13 protein-coding genes are annotated in these 20,142 nt (G+C 64.6%); 9 read left to right on the forward strand and 4 right to left on the reverse strand.

All coding sequences use genetic code 11. The annotated features are described in order from the left end of the window. The first annotated feature begins 112 nt into the window (after positions 1-112). The 8 genes from putA (at position 113) to yccS (ending at position 15,637) form a co-directional block, all read left to right on the forward strand. Positions 113-4,066: a trifunctional transcriptional regulator/proline dehydrogenase/L-glutamate gamma-semialdehyde dehydrogenase gene (gene putA, locus SB765_RS05640; protein ID WP_410931060.1), complete on the forward strand. Its 3,954-nt coding sequence runs from the start codon at positions 113-115 to the stop codon at positions 4,064-4,066. Positions 4,067-4,500: 434 nt separating this feature from the next. Continuing rightward, positions 4,501-6,303 carry an acyl-CoA dehydrogenase gene (locus SB765_RS05645; protein ID WP_341796937.1) on the forward strand — a complete coding sequence of 601 codons (1,803 nt, stop codon included), beginning with the start codon at positions 4,501-4,503 and terminating at the stop codon, positions 6,301-6,303. A gap of 32 nt (positions 6,304-6,335) precedes the next feature. Then, positions 6,336-7,778: a TldD/PmbA family protein gene (locus tag SB765_RS05650; RefSeq protein ID WP_410931061.1), complete on the forward strand. Its 1,443-nt coding sequence runs from the start codon at positions 6,336-6,338 to the stop codon at positions 7,776-7,778. Beyond that, a complete protein-coding gene (locus tag SB765_RS05655; protein WP_410931062.1) occupies positions 7,778-9,097 on the forward strand; it encodes a TldD/PmbA family protein in 1,320 nt (439 codons plus the stop codon). The genes SB765_RS05650 and SB765_RS05655 overlap by 1 nt, the downstream gene beginning before the upstream one ends. A gap of 65 nt (positions 9,098-9,162) precedes the next feature. After that, on the forward strand, positions 9,163-10,590 hold the full coding sequence (gene mdtD, locus SB765_RS05660; protein WP_061202575.1) for a multidrug transporter subunit MdtD: 1,428 nt from the start codon (positions 9,163-9,165) through the stop codon (positions 10,588-10,590). A 113-nt stretch (positions 10,591-10,703) separates the two neighbouring features. Continuing rightward, positions 10,704-12,041, forward strand: a complete 1,338-nt coding sequence (gene dbpA, locus SB765_RS05665) for an ATP-dependent RNA helicase DbpA (protein WP_231995348.1) — start codon at positions 10,704-10,706, stop codon at positions 12,039-12,041. Between the two features lie 147 nt (positions 12,042-12,188). Further along, on the forward strand, positions 12,189-13,370 hold the full coding sequence (locus tag SB765_RS05670) for an NAD(P)/FAD-dependent oxidoreductase (RefSeq protein ID WP_016489502.1): 1,182 nt from the start codon (positions 12,189-12,191) through the stop codon (positions 13,368-13,370). Between the two features lie 83 nt (positions 13,371-13,453). Beyond that, entirely contained in the window at positions 13,454-15,637 is a 2,184-nt protein-coding gene (gene yccS / locus SB765_RS05675; RefSeq protein ID WP_341796940.1) for a YccS family putative transporter, read from the forward strand. A 48-nt stretch (positions 15,638-15,685) separates the two neighbouring features. Here yccS and SB765_RS05680 read toward each other — a convergent pair whose 3' ends face one another. After that, a complete protein-coding gene (locus tag SB765_RS05680) occupies positions 15,686-16,423 on the reverse strand; it encodes a substrate-binding periplasmic protein (protein WP_341796941.1) in 738 nt (245 codons plus the stop codon). Positions 16,424-16,576: 153 nt separating this feature from the next. Here SB765_RS05680 and SB765_RS05685 point away from each other — a divergent pair, with 153 nt between their 5' ends. Next, positions 16,577-17,029 (forward strand): GNAT family N-acetyltransferase, encoded by a 453-nt coding sequence (locus SB765_RS05685; protein WP_410911033.1) that lies wholly within the window; start codon positions 16,577-16,579, stop codon positions 17,027-17,029. An 80-nt stretch (positions 17,030-17,109) separates the two neighbouring features. On the opposite strand, the gene SB765_RS05690 is transcribed toward SB765_RS05685, so the two are convergent. The 3 genes from SB765_RS05690 to SB765_RS05700 are packed head-to-tail and all read right to left on the reverse strand — an operon-like array spanning position 17,110 to position 20,091. After that, positions 17,110-17,406, reverse strand: a complete 297-nt coding sequence (locus tag SB765_RS05690) for a helix-turn-helix domain-containing protein (RefSeq protein ID WP_003249396.1) — start codon at positions 17,404-17,406, stop codon at positions 17,110-17,112. Between the two features lie 12 nt (positions 17,407-17,418). Continuing rightward, positions 17,419-17,919 (reverse strand): M48 family metallopeptidase, encoded by a 501-nt coding sequence (locus tag SB765_RS05695; RefSeq protein WP_051099874.1) that lies wholly within the window; start codon positions 17,917-17,919, stop codon positions 17,419-17,421. 39 nt (positions 17,920-17,958) lie between these two features. Continuing rightward, positions 17,959-20,091, reverse strand: coding sequence for a putative bifunctional diguanylate cyclase/phosphodiesterase (locus SB765_RS05700; RefSeq protein ID WP_410931063.1), 2,133 nt, complete (start codon positions 20,089-20,091; stop codon positions 17,959-17,961). Between the last annotated feature and the right edge of the window lie 51 nt (positions 20,092-20,142).

A 20,142-nucleotide genomic window follows, 5' to 3' on the forward strand; every position in this document is an offset into this window, starting at 1 on the left:
GTTGCACCTTTTACACAAAAAATTCGGGTTGCACCTGGTTGCACCCGAATTGTCCTACAGCTACTCTTGGCGCCAGCTTAGGCCACAGCCGTGGCAATAACGAGGATAAGAAATGGCGACGACCACCCTTGGGGTCAAACTCGATGACCCGACCCGTGAGCGACTCAAGGCAGCTGCGCAGTCGATTGACCGCACGCCGCACTGGTTGATCAAGCAAGCGATCTTCAATTACCTGGAGAAGCTCGAGGGTGGTGCCACCCTGACCGAACTCAACGGCCACGCCACCAGCCTGGCTGATGATGCCGGTGATGTTCAGGCCGACCACAGCCACCAGTGCTTCCTTGAATTTGCCGAAAGCATCCTGCCACAGTCGGTACTACGTTCGGCGATCACCGCCGCCTACCGCCGTCCCGAGCAGGAAGTGGTACCAATGCTGCTGGAGCAGGCGCGCCTGAGCGCACCGCTGGCCGAGGCCACCAACAAGCTGGCCGCTGGCATCGCCGAAAAACTGCGCAACCAGAAGAGCGCTGGCGGCCGTGCCGGCATCGTCCAGGGCCTGCTGCAGGAGTTCTCGCTGTCGTCCCAGGAAGGCGTGGCGCTGATGTGCCTGGCCGAAGCCCTGCTGCGTATCCCCGACAAGGGCACCCGTGACGCGCTGATCCGCGACAAGATCAGCACCGGCAACTGGCAGCCGCACCTGGGCAACAGCCCGTCGCTGTTCGTCAACGCCGCCACCTGGGGCCTGCTGCTGACCGGCAAGCTGGTCAGCACCCACAACGAATCCGGCCTTACCTCCTCGCTCACGCGCATCATCGGCAAGAGCGGCGAGCCGATGATCCGCAAGGGCGTCGACATGGCCATGCGCCTGATGGGCGAGCAGTTCGTCACTGGCGAGACCATCGCCGAAGCACTGGCCAATGCCAGCCGCTTTGAGGCCAAGGGTTTCCGCTATTCCTACGACATGCTCGGCGAAGCCGCGCTTACCGAGCACGATGCGCAGAAGTACCTGGCGTCCTACGAGCAGGCCATCCACTCGATTGGCAAAGCCTCCCATGGCCGCGGCATCTATGAAGGCCCGGGCATCTCGATCAAGCTGTCGGCACTGCACCCGCGCTACAGCCGCGCCCAGTACGAGCGCGTGATGGAAGAGCTGTACCCGCGCCTGCTGTCGCTGACCCTGCTGGCCAAGCAGTACGACATCGGCCTGAACATCGACGCCGAAGAAGCCGACCGCCTGGAGCTGTCGCTCGACCTGCTGGAGCGCCTGTGCTTCGAGCCGTCGCTGGCGGGCTGGAACGGGATCGGCTTTGTCATCCAGGCCTACCAGAAGCGCTGCCCGTACGTGATCGACTACGTCATCGACCTGGCCAAGCGCAGCCGCCACCGCCTGATGATCCGCCTGGTGAAAGGCGCCTACTGGGACAGCGAGATCAAGCGCGCCCAGGTCGAGGGCCTGGAAGGCTACCCGGTCTACACCCGCAAGGTGTACACCGACGTGTCCTACGTCGCCTGCGCCCGCAAGCTGCTGGCCGTGCCAGAAGCCATCTACCCGCAGTTCGCCACCCACAACGCCCACACTCTCTCGGCCATCTACCACATTGCCGGGCAGAACTACTACCCGGGCCAGTACGAGTTCCAGTGCCTGCACGGCATGGGCGAGCCGCTGTACGAGCAAGTGGTCGGCAAGATTGCCGATGGCAAGCTGAACCGTCCGTGCCGCGTCTATGCACCGGTCGGCACCCACGAAACGCTGCTGGCCTACCTGGTGCGTCGCCTGCTGGAAAACGGCGCCAACACCTCGTTCGTCAACCGCATCGCCGACCACTCGATTTCCATCCAGGAACTGGTCGCCGACCCGGTCGCCAGCATCGAGCGCATGGGCACCCAGGAAGGCAACATCGGCCTGCCACACCCGCGTATCCCGCTACCGCGCGACCTGTATGGCACCGAGCGGGCCAACTCGGCCGGCATCGACATGGCCAACGAACACCGCCTGGCGTCGCTGTCCTGTGCCATGCTGGCCACCGCTCACAACGACTGGAAGGCCACCCCGCTGCTGGCCTGCGCCGCCAGTGAAAGCGCTGCCGCGCCGGTACTGAACCCGGCGGATCATCGCGACGTGGTCGGCCATGTGCAGGAAGCCACCGTTGCCGACGTCGACAACGCCATCCAGTGCGCACTGAACGCCGCGCCGATCTGGCAGGCCACCCCGCCCGCCGAACGTGCTGCCATTCTGGAACGCACCGCCGACCTGATGGAGGCCGAAATCCAGCCGTTGATGGGCCTGCTCATCCGCGAGGCCGGCAAGACCTTCGCCAACGCCATCGCCGAAGTGCGTGAAGCCGTTGACTTCCTGCGCTACTACGCCGTGCAGGCACGCAACGACTTCAGCAACGACGCCCACCGCCCGTTGGGCGCGGTGGTGTGCATCAGCCCGTGGAACTTCCCGCTGGCGATCTTCACCGGCCAGGTAGCTGCGGCCCTGGCTGCCGGCAACCCGGTGCTGGCCAAGCCAGCCGAACAAACCCCGCTGATTGCCGCCCAGGCCGTGCGCCTGCTGCTGGAAGCCGGCATCCCCGAGGGCGTGCTGCAACTGCTGCCGGGCCGTGGCGAAACCGTCGGTGCCGGCCTGGTTGGTGACGAACGCGTCAAAGGCGTGATGTTCACCGGTTCCACCGAGGTTGCCCGCCTGCTGCAGCGCAACGTCGCCGGCCGCCTGGACAACCAGGGCCGTCCGATCCCGCTGATCGCCGAAACCGGTGGCCAGAACGCGATGATCGTCGACTCCTCGGCACTGACCGAGCAGGTGGTGATCGACGTGGTGTCCTCGGCCTTCGACAGTGCCGGCCAGCGTTGCTCGGCCCTGCGCGTGCTGTGCCTGCAGGAAGACTCCGCCGACCGCGTGATCGAAATGCTCAAGGGCGCCATGGCCGAAAGCCGCCTGGGCTGCCCGGACCGCCTGGCCGTGGACATTGGCCCGGTGATCGATGCCGAAGCCAAGGCCGGCATCGAGAAGCACATCCAGGGCATGCGTGAGAAAGGCCGCGCGGTGTATCAAGTGGCCATTGCCGATGCTGCCGAGGTCAAACGTGGCACCTTCGTGATGCCGACCCTGATCGAGCTGGAAAGCTTCGACGAGCTGAAGCGTGAAATTTTCGGCCCGGTGCTGCACGTGGTGCGTTACAACCGCCGCAACCTGGACCAACTGATCGAGCAGATCAACGCCTCCGGCTACGGCCTGACCCTCGGCGTGCACACCCGCATCGACGAGACCATCGCCAAGGTGGTGGAAAACGCCAATGCCGGCAACATGTACGTCAACCGCAACATCGTCGGTGCAGTGGTGGGCGTGCAGCCATTCGGTGGTGAAGGCCTGTCTGGCACCGGCCCTAAAGCCGGCGGCCCGCTGTACCTGTACCGCCTGCTGTCGACCCGCCCGGCCGACGCGATTGGCCGCCACTTCCAGCAGCAGGATGGCGAAGGCAAGCCAGACCGCACCCTGCACGAACAGCTGGTCAAGCCACTGCACGGCCTGAAGGCCTGGGCCCAGAGCAACCAGCTGGCCGACCTGGCTGCGCTGTGCGACCAGTTCGCCAGCCAGTCGCAGAGCGGCATCGCCCGCCTGCTGCCAGGCCCGACCGGCGAGCGCAACAGCTACACCATCCTGCCGCGTGAGCACGTTCTGTGCCTGGCCGACAACGACGCTGACCTGCTGGCGCAACTGGCTGCCGTACTGGCCGTTGGTAGCTCGGCGGTGTGGGCTGACAGCGAACCGGGCAAGGCCCTGCGTGCCCGTCTGCCGCGTGAGCTGCAGGCCAAGGTCAAGCTGGTGGCGGACTGGAACAAGGATGACGTGGCGTTCGACGCCGTGATTCACCATGGCGACTCGGACCAGCTGCGCAGCGTGTGCCAGCAGGTGGCCAAGCGTGCTGGTGCGATCGTCGGTGTGCACGGGCTGTCCAGCGGGGATCACCAGATTGCGCTCGAGCGGTTGGTGATTGAGCGGGCGGTGAGTGTGAACACTGCGGCGGCGGGGGGTAATGCCAGCTTGATGACCATTGGCTGATTGCTGTTGATAAAAAAGGGGAGCTTCGGCTCTCCTTTTTTATGGGCGCATATCTTGAGATGTTTGGCGCCTGTGAGATCGAGCGCCGCCCGCGCGGCGCTTCGCAGCACAAGGCTGCTCCTACATCTGTTTCGGGCCAATTATTCCTGGGGAATTGCGCGCGACCCCCTTGGTGCATGGCGCGAAATCGCGTCGTACAAACAAAGCGGTCGCGCGCGCCTGCCACAGGCTTAACTGGCCCGAAACAGATGTAGGAGCAGCCTTGTGCTGCGAAGCGCCGCGCGGGCGGCGCTCGGTCTCACAGGCGCAGAAAACATCAAGGCAAGCACCTGTATGCCCCACCCGTTCTAAACCCATATCACCCAAACCTATTAACCTCCCCCCACCCCACCCGATTCCCTACACTCGCAGCATCCCGCCTCAGGACCGCCACCATGCCCGAGACCCTGCTCAGCCCCCGCAACCTGGCCTTCGAGCTCTACGAAGTGCTCGACGCCCAAGCCCTCACCCAGCGCCCGCGCTTCGCCGAGCACAGCCGCGAAACCTTCGACGCGGCACTGACCACCGCCCGCACCATCGCCGAAAAGTACTTCGCCCCGCACAACCGCAAGGCCGACGAAAACGAGCCGCGCTACGTGGACGGCCGCGCTGAACTGATCCCTGAGGTCAAGCCTGCCGTCGATGCCTTCCTCAAGGCCGGCTTCCTCAACGCCAATCGCGACTTCGAGGTCGGCGGCATGCAGCTGCCCAGCCTGGTCTCGCAGGCGTGCTTCGCACACTTCCAGGCCGCCAACGCCGGCACCACGGCCTACCCGTTCCTGACCATGGGCGCGGCCAACCTGATCGAGAGCTTCGGCACAGACGAACAGAAACGCCTGTTCCTCCAGCCGATGATCGAGGGCCGCTTCTTTGGCACCATGGCCCTGACCGAACCCCACGCAGGCTCGTCTCTGGCCGACATCCGCACCCGTGCCGAACCTGCGGGCGACGGCAGCTACCGGCTCAAGGGCAACAAGATCTTCATCTCCGGTGGCGACCACGAACTGTCGGAAAACATCGTGCACATGGTGCTGGCCAAGCTGCCGGACGCACCCCCCGGGGTGAAAGGCATCTCGCTGTTCATCGTGCCCAAGTACCACGTAAACCCCGACGGCAGCCCTGGCCCGCGCAACGATGTACTGCTGGCCGGGCTGTTCCACAAGATGGGCTGGCGCGGCACTACCTCCACTGCGCTGAACTTCGGCGACAACGGCCAGTGCGTCGGGTACCTGGTCGGCCAGCCGCATCAGGGCCTGGCCTGCATGTTCCAGATGATGAACGAGGCGCGCATCGGCGTTGGCATGGGCGCGGTGATGCTCGGATACGCCGGCTACCTGTACTCGCTGGAATATGCCCGCCAACGGCCGCAAGGCCGGCTGCCGGACAGCAAGGACCCGCTCAGCCCGGCGGTGCCGATCATCGCGCACACCGATGTGAAACGTATGCTGCTGGCACAGAAGGCGTACGTGGAAGGCGCCTTCGACCTGGGCCTTTACGCCGCGCGCCTGTTCGACGATACCCACACCGCCGATGACGAAACGTCCCGCACACAAGCGCAGGCGCTGCTCGACCTGCTGACCCCGATCGTCAAGTCGTGGCCCTCGACGTTCTGCCTCAAGGCCAACGAACTGGCAATCCAGATCCTCGGTGGCCACGGCTATACCCGCGAATACCCGGTGGAACAGTACTACCGCGACAATCGCCTGAACCCGATACACGAGGGCACCGAAGGCATCCAGTCGCTCGACTTGCTCGGCCGCAAGCTGGCACAGAACCAAGGTGCCGGGCTCAAGCAACTGATCCGCCTGATCGCCACCACAGGCGAACGTGCAAGCCACCACCCCAAACTCGACCCACTGCGCCAGCCACTGGAGCATCTGGTCAACCGCCTACAGGGCGTGACACTGGCCCTGCTCGGCGACATGGCCCAAGGCGAAGTCGCGGGTGCCCTGGCAAACTCGGCCTTGTACCTCAAGGCCTTCGGCCATTGCGTGATCGGCTGGCGCTGGCTGGAACAGGCCATTCACGCCGAGCTTGGCCTGCAGAAAGGTCACCCTGCCGATCGCGACTTCTATCAGGGCAAGCTGCAGGCCGCGCGTTATTTCCTGACCTGGGAAGTACCGGGCTGCCATAATGAGCTGGCATTGCTAGAGGCGCGCGACAACACTTGCCTCACCATGCAGGACGAGTGGTTCTAAGGGGGAGCCACCGTGTACACGGAGGCTTTTGCATGTTCGATTCCAGCGCCCTGCTGCGCCAGCGCTTTGCCGCGCTGCGCAGTACGGCCGAGTTGTTTTCCCTGCGCCATGTGAAACAGTCGCACCAGGCGCTTTCGGTTCGCCGCAACGTTGCCGAACCGCCGTTCTTCAGCCAGGACGAAGGCGCCATGCTCACCGTGCGGGTCAATGGCGTGGAGGCCTACGCGGCCACCGCCGACCTCTCCCAGGCTGGCCTGCAACGCGCATTGGAACAAGCCGAGGCGCTGGCCCGGCAGATTGCACGACACAGCCTGCTGGACCTGCGCAACCAGCCGGTGACCAGCGCACGCCACGACCATATCTCGCCCAACTTCGACCAGCCCGTCCCCTCCCTCGCCGACTGCCTTGGCCTGCTCGCCGCCGAATCGGCCAGCGTGCCCAAGGACAGCCGCCTGGTGGACTGGCAGGCCAGTCTGGGCCTGAGCCTGGTCGAGCAAACCTACCTGAACTCCGCGGGCGCCGAACTGCGCCACGCACAGCGTTTCCTGTTCCCGGGGCTGGGCGTAACCGCCAGCGATGGCCAGGACAGCCAGAGCCGCAGCCTGGGCCGCGACAACTTCGGCCAGCAGGGCGGTTTCGAGATCATCGAGCGCTGCGGGCTGGTCGGCGCCGCCCGGCAGGTGGCCGACGAGGCACTGCAACTGCTGCTGGCCCCCAACACCCCCAGCGGCCCGCGCGACCTGCTGCTGATGCCCGACCAGATGATGCTGCAGATCCACGAGTCCATCGGCCACCCGCTGGAGATGGACCGCATCCTCGGCGACGAGCGCAACTACGCGGGCACCAGCTTCGTCAAAGCCAGCGACTTCGGCCGCCTGCAGTACGGTTCCAGCCTGTTGAACGTGACCTTCGACCCGACCATCGGCGAAGAACTGGCCAGCTACAGCTTTGATGATGACGGCACCCCGGCCAGCAAGCAGTTCCTGATCCGCGACGGCCTGCTGCTGCGCCCACTGGGCGGCGCGCTGTCGCAGTTCCGTTCTGGCTTGGACGGCGTGGCCAACAGCCGCGCCTGTGGCTGGAGCCGTGCACCGATCGACCGCATGGCCAACCTCAACATCGAACCGGGTGATCAGAGCCTGGAGCAACTGGTGCAAGGCATCGAGCACGGCATCCTGATGCGTACCAACCGCTCGTGGTCCATCGATGATGCGCGCAACAAGTTCCAGTTCGGCTGTGAATATGGCCAGTTGATTGAAAACGGCGAGCTCAAGGGCATCGTCAAGAACCCCAACTACCGTGGGATCTCCGCGCAGTTCTGGCGCAACCTGTCGGCCGTCGGCGACCGCAGCACCTTCCAGGTACTGGGCACGCCCAACTGTGGCAAAGGCGAACCTAACCAGGTGGTGCGGGTCGGCCATGCCTCGCCGGCCTGCGTATTCCGCCAGATCGATGTATTCGGAGGAGACGCCTGATGAAGCACGCTTTCGAAACGCTTGTCGGGGATGTATGCGCTGCCCTGCAAGCTGGTGAGCAGTTCACCCTTGGCTACAGCGCAGAACAGTCGCAGTTCGTGCGGTTCAACCACGCCAAGGTGCGCCAGGCCGGTGAAGTGAGCCAGGCAAGCGCGCAACTGCGGCTGGTGCGCGATGGCCGCCAGGCGGAACAGCAGGTGACCTTGAGTGGCGACGTGCAACTGGACCGCCAGCGCCTGAGCGATGCCCTTCAGCAACTGCGCCAGACCTTGCCGTTGCTGGCCCTCGACCCGTACCTGCGCCTGGACGAAAGCGCCTGGCACAGCCACAGCCTGCTGGACCATCCCCTGCCCGCACTGGACGAAGTACTGGCTCTGCTCGACCGTGAAGCTGGCAACCTGGACCTGGTCGGCATCTACGCCGCCGGCCCGATCTGCCGGGGCTTTGCCAGTTCGTTCGGGGCCTTTGGCTGGCACCAGGCCAACAGCTTCAACTTTGACTGGAGCCTGTTCCACGAAAACGGCCAGGCGGTGAAGGCCAACTACGCCGGCCAGCGGTGGAGCGCCGACGACTTCACCGAGCGCCTGCGCCAGGCACGTGAACAACTGGGCTTCCTTGGCCGCCCGGCAGTTACCCTCAAGCCTGGCAGCTACCGAGCCTACCTGGCGCCTGCGGCCATGGACGAAATCGCCGGCATGCTGTGCTGGGGCGGTTTTTCCGCACAGGCCCTCGCCACCGGCAACAGCGCCTTGCAGCGCCTGTACAACGGCGATGCACGGTTAAGCCCGCTGGTGAGCTTCGCCGAGCAGGTCAGCGGCTCGCTGAGTCCGGCGTTTTCCGATGAGGGGGCGCCACGCCTGGATGTGCCGTTGATCCAGCAAGGCGCCGCGCAGCAACGCTTGATCTGCGCACGCAGCGCGGTCGAGTTCGAGCTACTGGCCAATGGCGCCGACAGCTACGAGTCGCCCTGCGCGCTCAGCCTGGCGCCGGGCAACCTGGCCAATGAGCAGGTCCTTGAGCGGCTTGGCACCGGGCTGTACATCAGCAACCTGTGGTACCTGAACTACTCTGACCTGCCGGCAGCACGCATGACCGGGCTGACCCGCTTCGCCACCTTCTGGGTGGAAAACGGGCAGATCCAGGGGCCGGTGAGCACCATGCGCTTCGATGACAGCCTGTACAGTTTGCTGGGCAACCAGCTGGAGGACCTGACCCAGGAGCGCGAGATGATCTTGTCGACCAGTACCTATGGCCAGCGCAGTACCGGGTCGAGCCATTTGCCCGGGGCACTGGTCAAAGGCCTGACCCTGACATTGTGACTGGACTTGCCGCCCCTTTCGCGGCTTTAGCAGCGAAAGGGGCGGCACTGACAAACGAGGAAGTCATGCCTGAGCGCACCCCGCTGGACCCCGTCACCGCCCGCTGGATCCCCTGGGTGGTGGCCATCGCTTTCTTCATGCAATCCCTGGACGGCACCATCCTCAACACCGCGCTGCCGGCCATGGCCCGCTCGCTGGCCGAAGACCCGCTGCGCATGCAGGGTGTGATCATCGCCTACATGCTCACGGTGGCCCTGCTGATCCCCGCCTCGGGCTGGATTGCAGACCGTTTTGGCACCAAGCGCATCTTCTTCAGCGCCATCCTGCTGTTCAGCTTCGGGTCGCTGCTGTGCGCCGCAGCCAACAGCCTCGGCTTCCTGATCTTCGCCCGCGTCGTCCAGGGCCTGGGCGGTGCACTGATGCTGCCGGTCGGGCGGCTGGTGGTGCTGCGCGCCTACCCGCGCAGCGAGCTGGTGCGGATCATGAGTTTCATCACCATCCCTGGCCTGCTCGGCCCACTGCTGGGCCCGACCGTCGGCGGCTGGCTGGTGGAAATCCTCAGCTGGCACTGGATCTTCCTGCTCAACCTTCCAGTCGGCCTGATCGGCTGCATTGCCGTCTGGAAATTCATCCCGGACCTGCGCGGTGCCGAGCGAACCTCGTTCGACGGCCCGGGGTTCCTATTGTTTGGCGCAGCGATGGTATTGATCACCATCGCCATGGAAGGCCTGGGCGAGTTGCACCTGCCGCACCTGCGGGTGATGTTGCTGCTGTTCGCCGGCATGGCCTGCCTGGCCGCCTACTGGCTGCGCGCCGGGCGCGACCCGGAGCCGCTGTTCTCGCCCAGCCTGTTCCGCGTGCGGACCTTCGCCATCGGCATCCTCGGCAACCTGTTCGCCCGCCTGGGCAGCGGCGCACTGCCGTTCCTGGTGCCGTTGCTGCTGCAGGTGGCACTGGGCTACTCACCCGCCCAGGCCGGTATGAGCATGATTCCGCTGGCGGCAGCGGCCATGCTGGCCAAGTCTGTCGCAAGGCCGCTGATCGAGCGCTTCGGCTACCGCATCATCCTCACCGGCAACACCTTGTTGCTGGGCCTGCTGCTGGCCAGCCTCGGCCTGGTCGACGAGCAGACACCCTACGCAGTGCTGCTGATCCAGCTGGGCCTGCTGGGCGCGGTCAACTCCATGCAGTTCACGGCCATGAACACGGTAACCCTGATCGACCTCGATGACGCCAGCGCCAGCAGCGGCAACAGCCTGCTGTCGGTGGTCGCACAATTGGCGCTGAGCCTGGGCGTGGCCTGTGCCGGCGCCTTGCTTGGAGGCTTTACCGCCGCCGGTAGCGCCGAGGGTGTGGAAAGCACCCTCGGCGCCTTCCAGTTGACGTTTGTCACCATCGGCGTGATGGCCATGCTGGCGGCAGCGATCTTCCTGCAACTGGCGCCGACGGACGGAAGGCGTGCCCGTCGTCCGGAACAACACATGGAACCGTAGGGCGAATGGCCACGAGGCTGGTAGACTGTGCGGCATTTTTTCGCTTCGCAACGCAGGCCCGCCTCGTGACCACCGAATCCACCGCCTTTGCAACTTTGCCGTTGTCCGCCGCCATGCTGGCGAACCTGGACGCCCTCGGCTATGCCTCGATGACGCCGATCCAGGCCCAGAGCCTGCCCGTCATCCTCAAGGGTCAGGACCTGATCGCCCAGGCCAAGACCGGCAGCGGCAAGACCGCCGCCTTCGGCATCGGCCTGCTGAACCCGATCAACCCGCGCTACTTCGGCTGCCAGGCGCTGGTGCTGTGCCCTACCCGCGAGCTCGCCGACCAGGTGGCCAAAGAGCTGCGCCGCCTGGCCCGCGCCGAGGACAACATCAAGATCCTCACCCTGTGCGGTGGCGTTTCGCTAGGCCCGCAGATCGCTTCGCTGGAGCACGGTGCGCACATCATCGTCGGTACCCCGGGGCGCATCCAGCAGCACCTGGACAAAGGCACCCTGGTGCTCGACGGCCTGAACACGCTGGTGCTGGACGAAGCCGACCGCATGCTCGACATGGGTTTCTTCGACGCCATCGCCAGCATCATCGGCAAGACCCCATCGCGCCGCCAGACCCTGCTGTTCTCGGCCACCTACCCGTCCGGCATCAAGCAGTTGGCCGCCGACTTCATGCGTAACCCGCAACAGGTCAAGGTCGAGAGCCTGCACACCGATAACCAGATCGAACAGAGCTTCATCGAGATCGACCCACAGCACCGCCTTGAAGCCGTCACCCGTGTGCTCGGCCACTACCGCCCGCAATCCTGCGTGGCGTTCTGCTTCACCAAGCAGCAGTGCGAGGACGTGGTTGCCCACCTGACGGCCAAGGGCATCGTCGCCCAGGCGCTGCACGGTGACCTGGAGCAGCGCGACCGTGACCAGGTACTGGCCATGTTCGCCAACCGCAGCAGCTCGGTGCTGGTGGCCACCGACGTGGCCGCACGCGGCCTGGATATCGATGGCCTGGACATGGTCATCAACGTGGAGCTGGCGCGTGATGCGGAAATCCACGTGCACCGCGTGGGCCGCACCGGCCGTGCTGGCGAGAAAGGTGTGGCGGTAAGCCTGGTGGCACCGGCAGAAGGCCACCGCGCCCAGGCCATCGAAGACCTGCAGAAAAGCCCGCTGCGCTGGGACTCGCTGGACAGCTTGAAGAACAAGGGCGGTGAACCGTTGCTGCCGGTGATGACCACGCTGTGCATTGCCGCAGGCCGCAAGGACAAACTGCGCCCAGGGGATATTCTTGGTGCGCTGACCGGTGATGCCGGCATCCCGGGCAAGCAGGTGGGCAAGATCGCCATCTTCGACTTCCAGGCGTTTGTTGCCGTGGAGCGCGCGCTCGCCAAGCAGGCCATGCAGCGGCTGAACAGCGGCAAGATCAAGGGCCGCGCTCTGAAAGTCCGTATTCTCTGACATTTTTTGGGGCTGCTCTGTAGCCCATCGCCGGCAAGCCAGCTCCCACAGGACCACCACAGGCCTCATGCTTGTGCAGGGCCTGTGGGAGCTGGCTTGCCGGCGATGGGCCGCACAGCGGCCCCAAACTACCCATGAGGTAACACCGTGCACTCCACCGACGTGATCATCCTCGGCGCCGGCGCCGCCGGCCTGATGTGCGCCCAGCTCAGCGCCCGCCGTGGCCGCCGGGTGCTGCTGCTCGACCACGCCAACAAGCCGGGCAAGAAAATCCTCATGTCCGGCGGCGGGCGCTGCAACTTCACCAACATGTACACCGAGCCAGCCAACTTCCTGTCGCACAATGCGCACTTCTGCAAGTCGGCCCTGGCCCGCTACACCCAATGGGACTTCATCGAGCTGGTGTGCAAACATGGCGTGGCCTACCACGAGAAGAAGCTCGGCCAGCTGTTCTGCGACAACAAGGCCAGCGACATCCTCGACATGCTGCTGGCCGAATGCGACGAGGCCGGCGCCGAGATCCGCATGCACACCAGCATCGAACACATCGAGAAGACCGAAAGCGGCTACCTGCTGCAGACCAGCGGCGGCCAGTTCGCCTGCCAGTCGCTGGTGATCGCCACCGGGGGCCTGTCGATCCCGACCCTGGGCGCCACCGGCTTCGGCTACCAGGTGGCGCGCCAGTTTGGCCACACCCTGCTGCCTACCCGCGCCGGGCTGGTGCCGTTCACCATCACCGAGCCCCAGCTCAAGGCACTGTGCACCGAGTTGTCCGGCACCTCGCTGGACTGCACCGCCAGCTGCAACGGCACCAGCTTCCGCGAGAACCTGCTGTTCACCCACCGCGGGCTGAGCGGCCCGGCGATCCTGCAGATTTCGTCGTTCTGGGAAGCCGGTGACACGGTCGAAATCAACCTGCTGCCGGACCGCGATGCGCTCACCTGGCTGCAACAGATGCAGGCCGAACGTGCCAACGCCGAACTGAAGACCGTGCTGGGCGAGGTATTCACCCGCAAGCTGGCCAACCTGCTGGCCGAGCAATGGTTCGAGTCCAGGCCGATGAAGCAGTACACCCCGGCGGAACTGGCGCAAATCGCCGAAAAACTGGCGAACTGGCAAGTGGTGCCGGCCGGCACCGAAGGCTACCGCACCGCCGAAGTGACCTTGGGCGGCGTGGATACCCGCGAAGTGTCGTCCAAGACCATGGAATCGCTGAAAAGCCCGGGGCTGTACTTCATCGGGGAAGTGCTGGATGTCACTGGCCACCTGGGCGGTTTCAACTTCCAGTGGGCCTGGGCATCGGCCAACGCCGCGGCGCAGTTCGTGTAGAGTAGAATCCATTCAGCAGCACGGAACGCTTCTTGCTGGCCCGTGCTGCAATGCATTCTTCGCTCACTGCCTAGCAGGCCATCATGTCATCGAGCTCGTTCCGTCAGTCACTGCGTCGCCTGTGGGGCCAAGACAAGTTCAGCTACAGCATCCGGGTCACCATCGCCCTCACCGGCAGCCTGGCCCTGTGCTGGTACCAGAACGAGATGGCCCTGCTGATTCCGCTGTTCCTCGGCATCATCGCCAGCGCCCTGGCCGAGACCGACGACAGCTGGCAGGGCCGCCTCAGCGCCCTGGCCGTTACCTTGGTGTGTTTCGCCATCGCTGCGCTGGCGGTCGAGTTACTGTTCCCCTACCCCTGGATCTTCGCCATCGCCCTGGCCTTGGCGGCGTTCGGCCTGACCATGCTCGGCGCGTTGGGCGAGCGCTATGGTGCGATAGCCTCGGCGACACTCATCACGGCGGTTTACACCATGATCGGTGTGGACCAGCGCGGTGGCCAAGTGACGGACTTCTGGCACGAGCCACTGTTGCTGGTGGCCGGTGCGGCCTGGTACGGGCTGCTTTCGGTACTTTGGCAGGCGTTGTTTTCCAACCAGCCGGTGCAGCAGAGCCTGGCCAAGCTGTTCTTCGAACTGGGCAGCTACCTCAAGCTCAAGGCCAGCCTGTTCGAGCCCATCCGCACCCTCGACGTCGAGGCCCGGCGCCTGGAGCTGGCCCAGCAGAACGGCAAGGTGGTGGCAGCGCTCAACGCAGCCAAGGAGATCATCCTGCACCGCGTGGGCAACAGCCAGCCGAACTCCAAGGTCAGCCGCTACCTCAAACTGTACTTCCTGGCCCAGGACATTCACGAGCGAGTCAGTGCCTCGCACTACCCCTACAACGGCCTGACCGAAGCGTTTTTCCACAGCGACGTGATGTTCCGCTGCCAGCGCCTGCTGCGTAAACAAGGCTCGTCCTGCCAGGAGCTGGCCCGCTCGATCCGCCTGCGCCAGCCGTTTGTGCTGGCCAGTGGTTATCCAGAAGCCCTCGAAGACCTCAACGCCTCGCTGGAGCACCTGCGCCTCCAGAACAACCCGGCCTGGCGCAGCCTGTTGCGTTCGCTGCGGGCACTGGCCGCCAACCTGGCAACACTGGACCGCCTGCTAAGCGCCGCCAGCAACCCGGACAGCCTGGCCGATGCCAGCGACAGCAGCCTGCTCGACCGCTCGCCACGCTCGCTGAAGGACGTGTGGAAGCGCCTGCGCACCCAGCTCACGCCGACTTCGCTGTTGTTCCGTCACGCCCTGCGCCTGCCGCTGGCGCTGTCGATCGGCTACGGCATGGTGCACCTGATCCACCCGACCCAGGGGTACTGGATCATCCTGACCACGCTGTTCGTGTGCCAGCCCAACTACGGTGCAACCCGGCGTAAGCTGGTGCAGCGAATCTTCGGCACCGCCGTTGGCCTGACAGTGGGCTGGGCGTTGTTCGACCTGTTCCCCAACCCGGTCATCCAGTCGCTGTTCGCCGTGGTTGCCGGGGTGGTGTTCTTCGTCAACCGCACCACCCGCTACACCCTGGCCACCGCCGCGATCACCCTGATGGTGCTGTTCTGCTTCAACCAGATCGGCGATGGCTACGGCCTGTTCCTGCCGCGCCTGTTCGATACCCTGGTGGGCAGCCTGATCGCCATCCTGGCGGTGTTCCTGTTCCTGCCGGACTGGCAAGGGCGACGGTTGAACAAGGCGCTGGCCAATACCCTGGCCTGCGCCAGCGTGTACCTGCGCCAGATCATGCAGCAGTATGCCCACGGCAAGCGCGACGACCTGGCCTACCGCCTGGCCCGGCGCAACGCCCATAACGCCGACGCCGCGCTGTCCACGACCTTGGCCAACATGCTGATGGAGCCTGGGCACTTCCGTAAGGAAGCCGACGTCGGCTTCCGCTTCCTGGTGCTGTCGCACACCTTGCTCAGCTACCTCTCGGGGCTGGGCGCGCACCGTGACACGGCCTTGCCGGCAGAGGTGCAGGAGCAGTTGATCGAGGGCGCCGGGCAAAGCCTGGCCAGCAGCCTGGACGAGATTGCCAACGGCCTGGCCGCACGGCTACCGGTGGCGATTCACAGCGATGCCGAAGAGGCGCTGGCCAATGCGCTGGAGCAGATGCCGGAAGAGCTGGATGAACATCAGCGGTTGGTGCAGACACAGTTGGCGTTGATTTGCCGGCAGTTGGGGCCGTTGCGGACCTTGGCGGCACACCTGATCAAGGAAGGTGCGCCGGCCTGATTGCTTTGTTGCCTGTGCCCGCGAAGAGGCCAGCACAGGCGATACAGATCAGAAGCCATGCTGGCGCAACAGCCGGTCATAGCTGCCATCGGCCTTCATCGCCGCGATGGCCTGCTCGAAACGCTCGACAATGCGCTTATGCTCCGGGTGCTTCAGGCTCACCAGGATATGCAGGGTGTTCTCCCCCAGCGGCGGCTCCACCAGCATTACCCCATCACGCACTTCCTGCGGCTCACGCTGCAGGTTGTAGCGGGCCACGTACTCGTCTTCCACCGCCAGGTTCACCCGCCCTGCCGCCAGCATGCGTACCGCCGACGAAAAGTTGCGCACCGGCACCTTGTGCAGGCGGGTATCGCCGTCGAATTCCGGTGAATAGGCGTAATCACGCACTACGGCGATGGTGTAGGGGTACAGATCCGACTGGCCTTTGTAGTGGAACGCTTCGCCCGTGCGTTGCAGCAGGCGAATGCGGTTAGTCAGGTAGGCACTGGAAAACTGCCCGATGTTGGTGCGCGAGTCGTTGTACCAGGCATTGATCAGTATGTCGTAGCGCCCTTCACCTACCCCCAGCAGCGCCCGCGCCCAGGGCGCTTCTTCATAGCTGCTGGTGTAGCCGGCACGGGCCAGCGCCGTGGTGACGATGCTGGTCGCCAGGCCGCCGCCCGGCATATTGGCATCCGTGAACGGTGGCCAGTTGTCAGCCACCAGGCGTAGCTTGTCGTGACCCGGGGCGGCCGTGGCCCCCAGCATTGCCAGTAATCCCAGAACACAAAGCAGTGGCCGCATGCTCAAGTCCTTTCGCAATGGTGGGCACACACTGCCGAAGAGATTACACAAAGCTGTTACCAAGGGCAGCGGCCAATAGTGTCATTTAGCCTCTATTTTGGCCGAAGCACCGACGACGTGCGATGATCGACTACCCACTCAAGGAGTTCGCCCATGTCCATCGACTGGCTCTGCAAGCACCACACCGACCTCGGCAAGGAGCAGCTCTACGCCATTCTGCAGTTGCGCACCGAAGTGTTTGTGGTCGAACAGCGCTGCGCGTACCAGGAAGTCGATGGCCAGGACCTGAGCGGCGATACCGTGCACCTGATGGCCTGGCAGGACGACAAGCTGGTGGCTTATCTGCGCTTGCTCGACCCGCAGTCCCAGGGCGGGGATGTGGTTATCGGGCGGGTGGTGACCGCCCCCGAAGCGCGCGGCCTGAAACTGGGGCACCCGTTGCTGCTCAAGGGGCTGGAGGCGGCAGAGCATTGCTGGCCGGGAGTACCGGTTTACCTGTCGGCGCAGGCGCATTTGCAGGAGTTTTATGCCCGCCATGGGTTTGCGGTGGTGGGCGAGGAACATCTTGAAGATGACATCCCGCACATCGGGATGCGCAAAGGCTGACATTGCCGGGGGTGCTTTGCCCCCCTTTCGCCGGCAAGCCAGCTGCCACAGGTTCCGCACAGGCCTGGGCCCCAAATGCTTCAGGGGTAACCCAGCACTTCGCGGATCTGCCGCAGATGGCGGATGATCCACTGCTTGTCGATCGCCCCCCAGTCATGAATGCGGTAATGCCCGGCGTGGTTGCGTGCGCCTTCCTGCTGTTCGAACTCGCAGACGATGTCCAGGTCGGCCAGGGCGGCGATGGTGTCCTGGGCCGTGCGCCGCGGCATGCCGGTGGCCTCCATCAGGGCGGGCACGCTGGTCGCGGTCTGGCTGTCGATCAGCCAGGCGACGTACAGGCGACGGTAGAAGCTGCTCTTGGTCTTGCTCACTTCCATGCTGCGGGGTCCTTAGCAGTTGCCTGGCAGCTCCCGATAGGTCAGGTAGACGCGCAGGTCGAATTCCAGTTGGTGGTAGTCCGGCTCCATGTGCTGGCAGAGCTGGTAGAACGCCTTGTTGTGATCGCGCTCGCGCAGGTGCGCCAGTTCGTGCACCACGATCATGCGCAAGAACTGCGGCGCAGCTTCCTTGAACAGCGAGGCAATGCGGATTTCCTTCTTCGCCTTGAGCTTGCCGCCCTGCACCCGCGAAACCGCCGTGTTCAGGCCCAGGGCCCGATGGGTCAGGTCGAGGCGGTTGTCGAACAGCACCTTGTCCAGGTTCGGCGCACTGCGCAGGTATTGCTGGCGCAGGTCCTGGGCATAGCCGTACAGCGCCTTGTCGCTTTGCACGTCATGGCGGTCGGGATAGCGGCGCTGGAGGTATTCGCCCAGGCGGTCGCTGTCGATCATCTGCCGCACCTGCTCTTGCAGGTGCGGGGGGTAGGCTTGCAAGTAACGTAATACGGTCATGGCGCTGCATTCGGCGTAACGAATGCCGATTCTAGCCAATCACGGGCCAGGCCAGGAGAAAATCGCCGGGAAGCCGTTGGCATCCGCCGCGGTCATCGGGTACGCCACCAGGAAACCCTGCACGTATTCGCAACCATTGGCCTTCAGCCAAGCCGCCTGGGCCGGGGTTTCCACACCCTCGGCGATCACTGTGATGCCGTAGTCGGCGCACAGGCCGATGACGCTGCGGACCAGGGCAGCATCCACTGCCGAATCGGGCAAGCGCGCCACCAGGTGGCGGTCGAGCTTCAAGGTGTCGATCGGCAAGTCACGCAGCATGCGCAACGAGCAGTCGCCGGCGCCAAAATCGTCCAGGGCCACCCGCACCCCCAGCTCGCGCAAGCGGTGTATCTGTTTGACCGCCGCATCGATGTTGTACATCAGCGAAGTTTCCGCGACTTCCACCTCCAGCTGCGCCGGGTCCAGCTGGTAAAGCTGGATCACCCGCTGCAACTCCTCTACCAGGCCGGGCATGACAAACTGCGCGCGGCTCAGGCTGATGCCAAGCACAAGGTCGGCGGGAAACCGGTCGTACCAGGCGTGGCGCTGGGCGGCCCCCTGGCGGTAGATCCAGCTGGCCAGGCGGTTGATCAGGCGGGCTTCTTCCAGCAATGGAATGAACAGCCCCGGCGGCACGTCGCCGACGCTGGGGTGCTGCCAGCGCAACAAGGCCTCGAAGCCACGCAGTCGGCCATCAATGAAGGACACCTGCGGCTGGTACACCAAGGTGAAGTCCTGCTGCTCGATGGCGGCGCGCACACTGTCTTCCAGCATCAGCCGCGAACGCGCCCGGCCGTTGAGCTCCTGGTCGTAGAAACGGTACTGCTGGCGCCCGGCCTGCTTGGCGGCGTACATCGCCGCATCGGCTGCGCGCAGCAGGCCTTCCACATTGGCCCCGCAGTCCGGGAAGGTGGCGATGCCGATGCTGACCCCAAGGCACACATCCAGCCCTTCGATCTGGTGGCTGATGGAAATACGCTCAAGCAGTTTCTCGGCATAGCGCCCGGCCTGTTCGGGATAGGGCAGGCTGTCGAAAAGCGCGGTGAATTCATCCCCTCCCATGCGTGCCAGCAAGGCCTCGCTGCCCAGGCAATCCTTGAGTTGCTCGCCCACCCAGCGTAGGACGCGGTCACCGGTGTCGTGGCCCAACGAGTCGTTGATGCGCTTGAAGCCATCCAGGTCCATGTACATCAACGCCTGCGCCTTGTCCGAGCGCTCGTTGCGCAGCAGCGCACCTTCGGCAGCCTGGTAGAAACCGCGGCGGTTGAGCAGGCCGGTGAGCGGGTCGGTCACGGCCTGGTATTCCAGCTGCTGGTGGAGGTTGCGCACCACCGACATGTCCAGCACGGTGACCACCATGGCCTGCTGGTCAGCCGGCAGCGGTGCGCAGGACAACGCCACCGGCACCAGTTCGCCGCCGGGGGTACGCAGCTGGGCATCATGCACCCGGAAGATACGCCGCCCCAGGTAGGCCTGGTAGAAGTCAGAATCACCCCACAGGCTGGCACTGGTCAGTTGCACCAGGTCGAGCAGGTGCACGCCCTGCAGTTGCTGCATCGGGGCAGACAGCAAGCGTGAAATGGCCGGGTTGGCAAAACTGATGATGCCCTGGGCATCCACCACCAGGATGCCTTCGGCGGCATTCTCCAGGATCGACGCATTGAACGCCCTGGCCGCTTCCAGTTCGCGCGTCAGGCGCTGCAGCATGCGCCGGTTGCGTTGCTGATCGAGCAAGGCCTGGACCTTGGGCTTGAGAATTTGCGGGTCGAACGGTTTGAACATGTAGTCCACAGCGCCGCTGGCGTACCCTTTGAGCACGGCGGCTTCGGACTGTTCGTTGGCGGTGAGGAATATGATGGGTGTCAGCCGGGTGCGCTGGCTGCCACGCATCAGCCGGGCGACTTCGAAACCATCCATCTCCGGCATCTGTACATCCAGCAAGACCAGGTCGACATCGTGTTCGAGCAACGCACTCAAGGCTTCCGTCCCCGAGCTTGCCGTCAACACTTGCCAATCCTGCCGGGCCAGCAACGCCCGCATGCTGATAAGGTTCTCCGGGTAGTCATCTACCACCAGTAGAACCGAGCAGCCATCCAGTGGCTGTGGTTGAACTTGAGCTTGAGCGCCATCCATGCTGCTTCTCGATTATGTGACCGACTTCAAAATACGGTTGGATCCATTAGT

Source organism: Pseudomonas sp. SIMBA_067, assembly GCF_046534675.1.
Lineage (GTDB): Bacteria > Pseudomonadota > Gammaproteobacteria > Pseudomonadales > Pseudomonadaceae > Aquipseudomonas > Aquipseudomonas putida.

Bases quoted from the DNA above. Each gene is read 5' to 3' on its own strand.
- SB765_RS05645 (WP_341796937.1), top strand. From the start codon at position 4,501: ATGCCCGAGACCCTGCTCAGCCCCCGCAACCTGGCCTTCGAGCTCTAC.
- mdtD (WP_061202575.1), top strand. From the start codon at position 9,163: ATGCCTGAGCGCACCCCGCTGGACCCCGTCACCGCCCGCTGGATCCCC.
- dbpA (WP_231995348.1), top strand. From the start codon at position 10,704: ATGCTGGCGAACCTGGACGCCCTCGGCTATGCCTCGATGACGCCGATC.
- SB765_RS05690 (WP_003249396.1), bottom strand. From the start codon at position 17,406: ATGGAAGTGAGCAAGACCAAGAGCAGCTTCTACCGTCGCCTGTACGTC.
- SB765_RS05650 (WP_410931061.1), top strand. From the start codon at position 6,336: ATGTTCGATTCCAGCGCCCTGCTGCGCCAGCGCTTTGCCGCGCTGCGC.
- SB765_RS05695 (WP_051099874.1), bottom strand. From the start codon at position 17,919: ATGACCGTATTACGTTACTTGCAAGCCTACCCCCCGCACCTGCAAGAG.
- putA (WP_410931060.1), top strand. From the start codon at position 113: ATGGCGACGACCACCCTTGGGGTCAAACTCGATGACCCGACCCGTGAG.
- yccS (WP_341796940.1), top strand. From the start codon at position 13,454: ATGTCATCGAGCTCGTTCCGTCAGTCACTGCGTCGCCTGTGGGGCCAA.
- SB765_RS05655 (WP_410931062.1), top strand. From the start codon at position 7,778: ATGAAGCACGCTTTCGAAACGCTTGTCGGGGATGTATGCGCTGCCCTG.
- SB765_RS05685 (WP_410911033.1), top strand. From the start codon at position 16,577: ATGTCCATCGACTGGCTCTGCAAGCACCACACCGACCTCGGCAAGGAG.
- SB765_RS05700 (WP_410931063.1), bottom strand. From the start codon at position 20,091: ATGGATGGCGCTCAAGCTCAAGTTCAACCACAGCCACTGGATGGCTGC.
- SB765_RS05680 (WP_341796941.1), bottom strand. From the start codon at position 16,423: ATGCGGCCACTGCTTTGTGTTCTGGGATTACTGGCAATGCTGGGGGCC.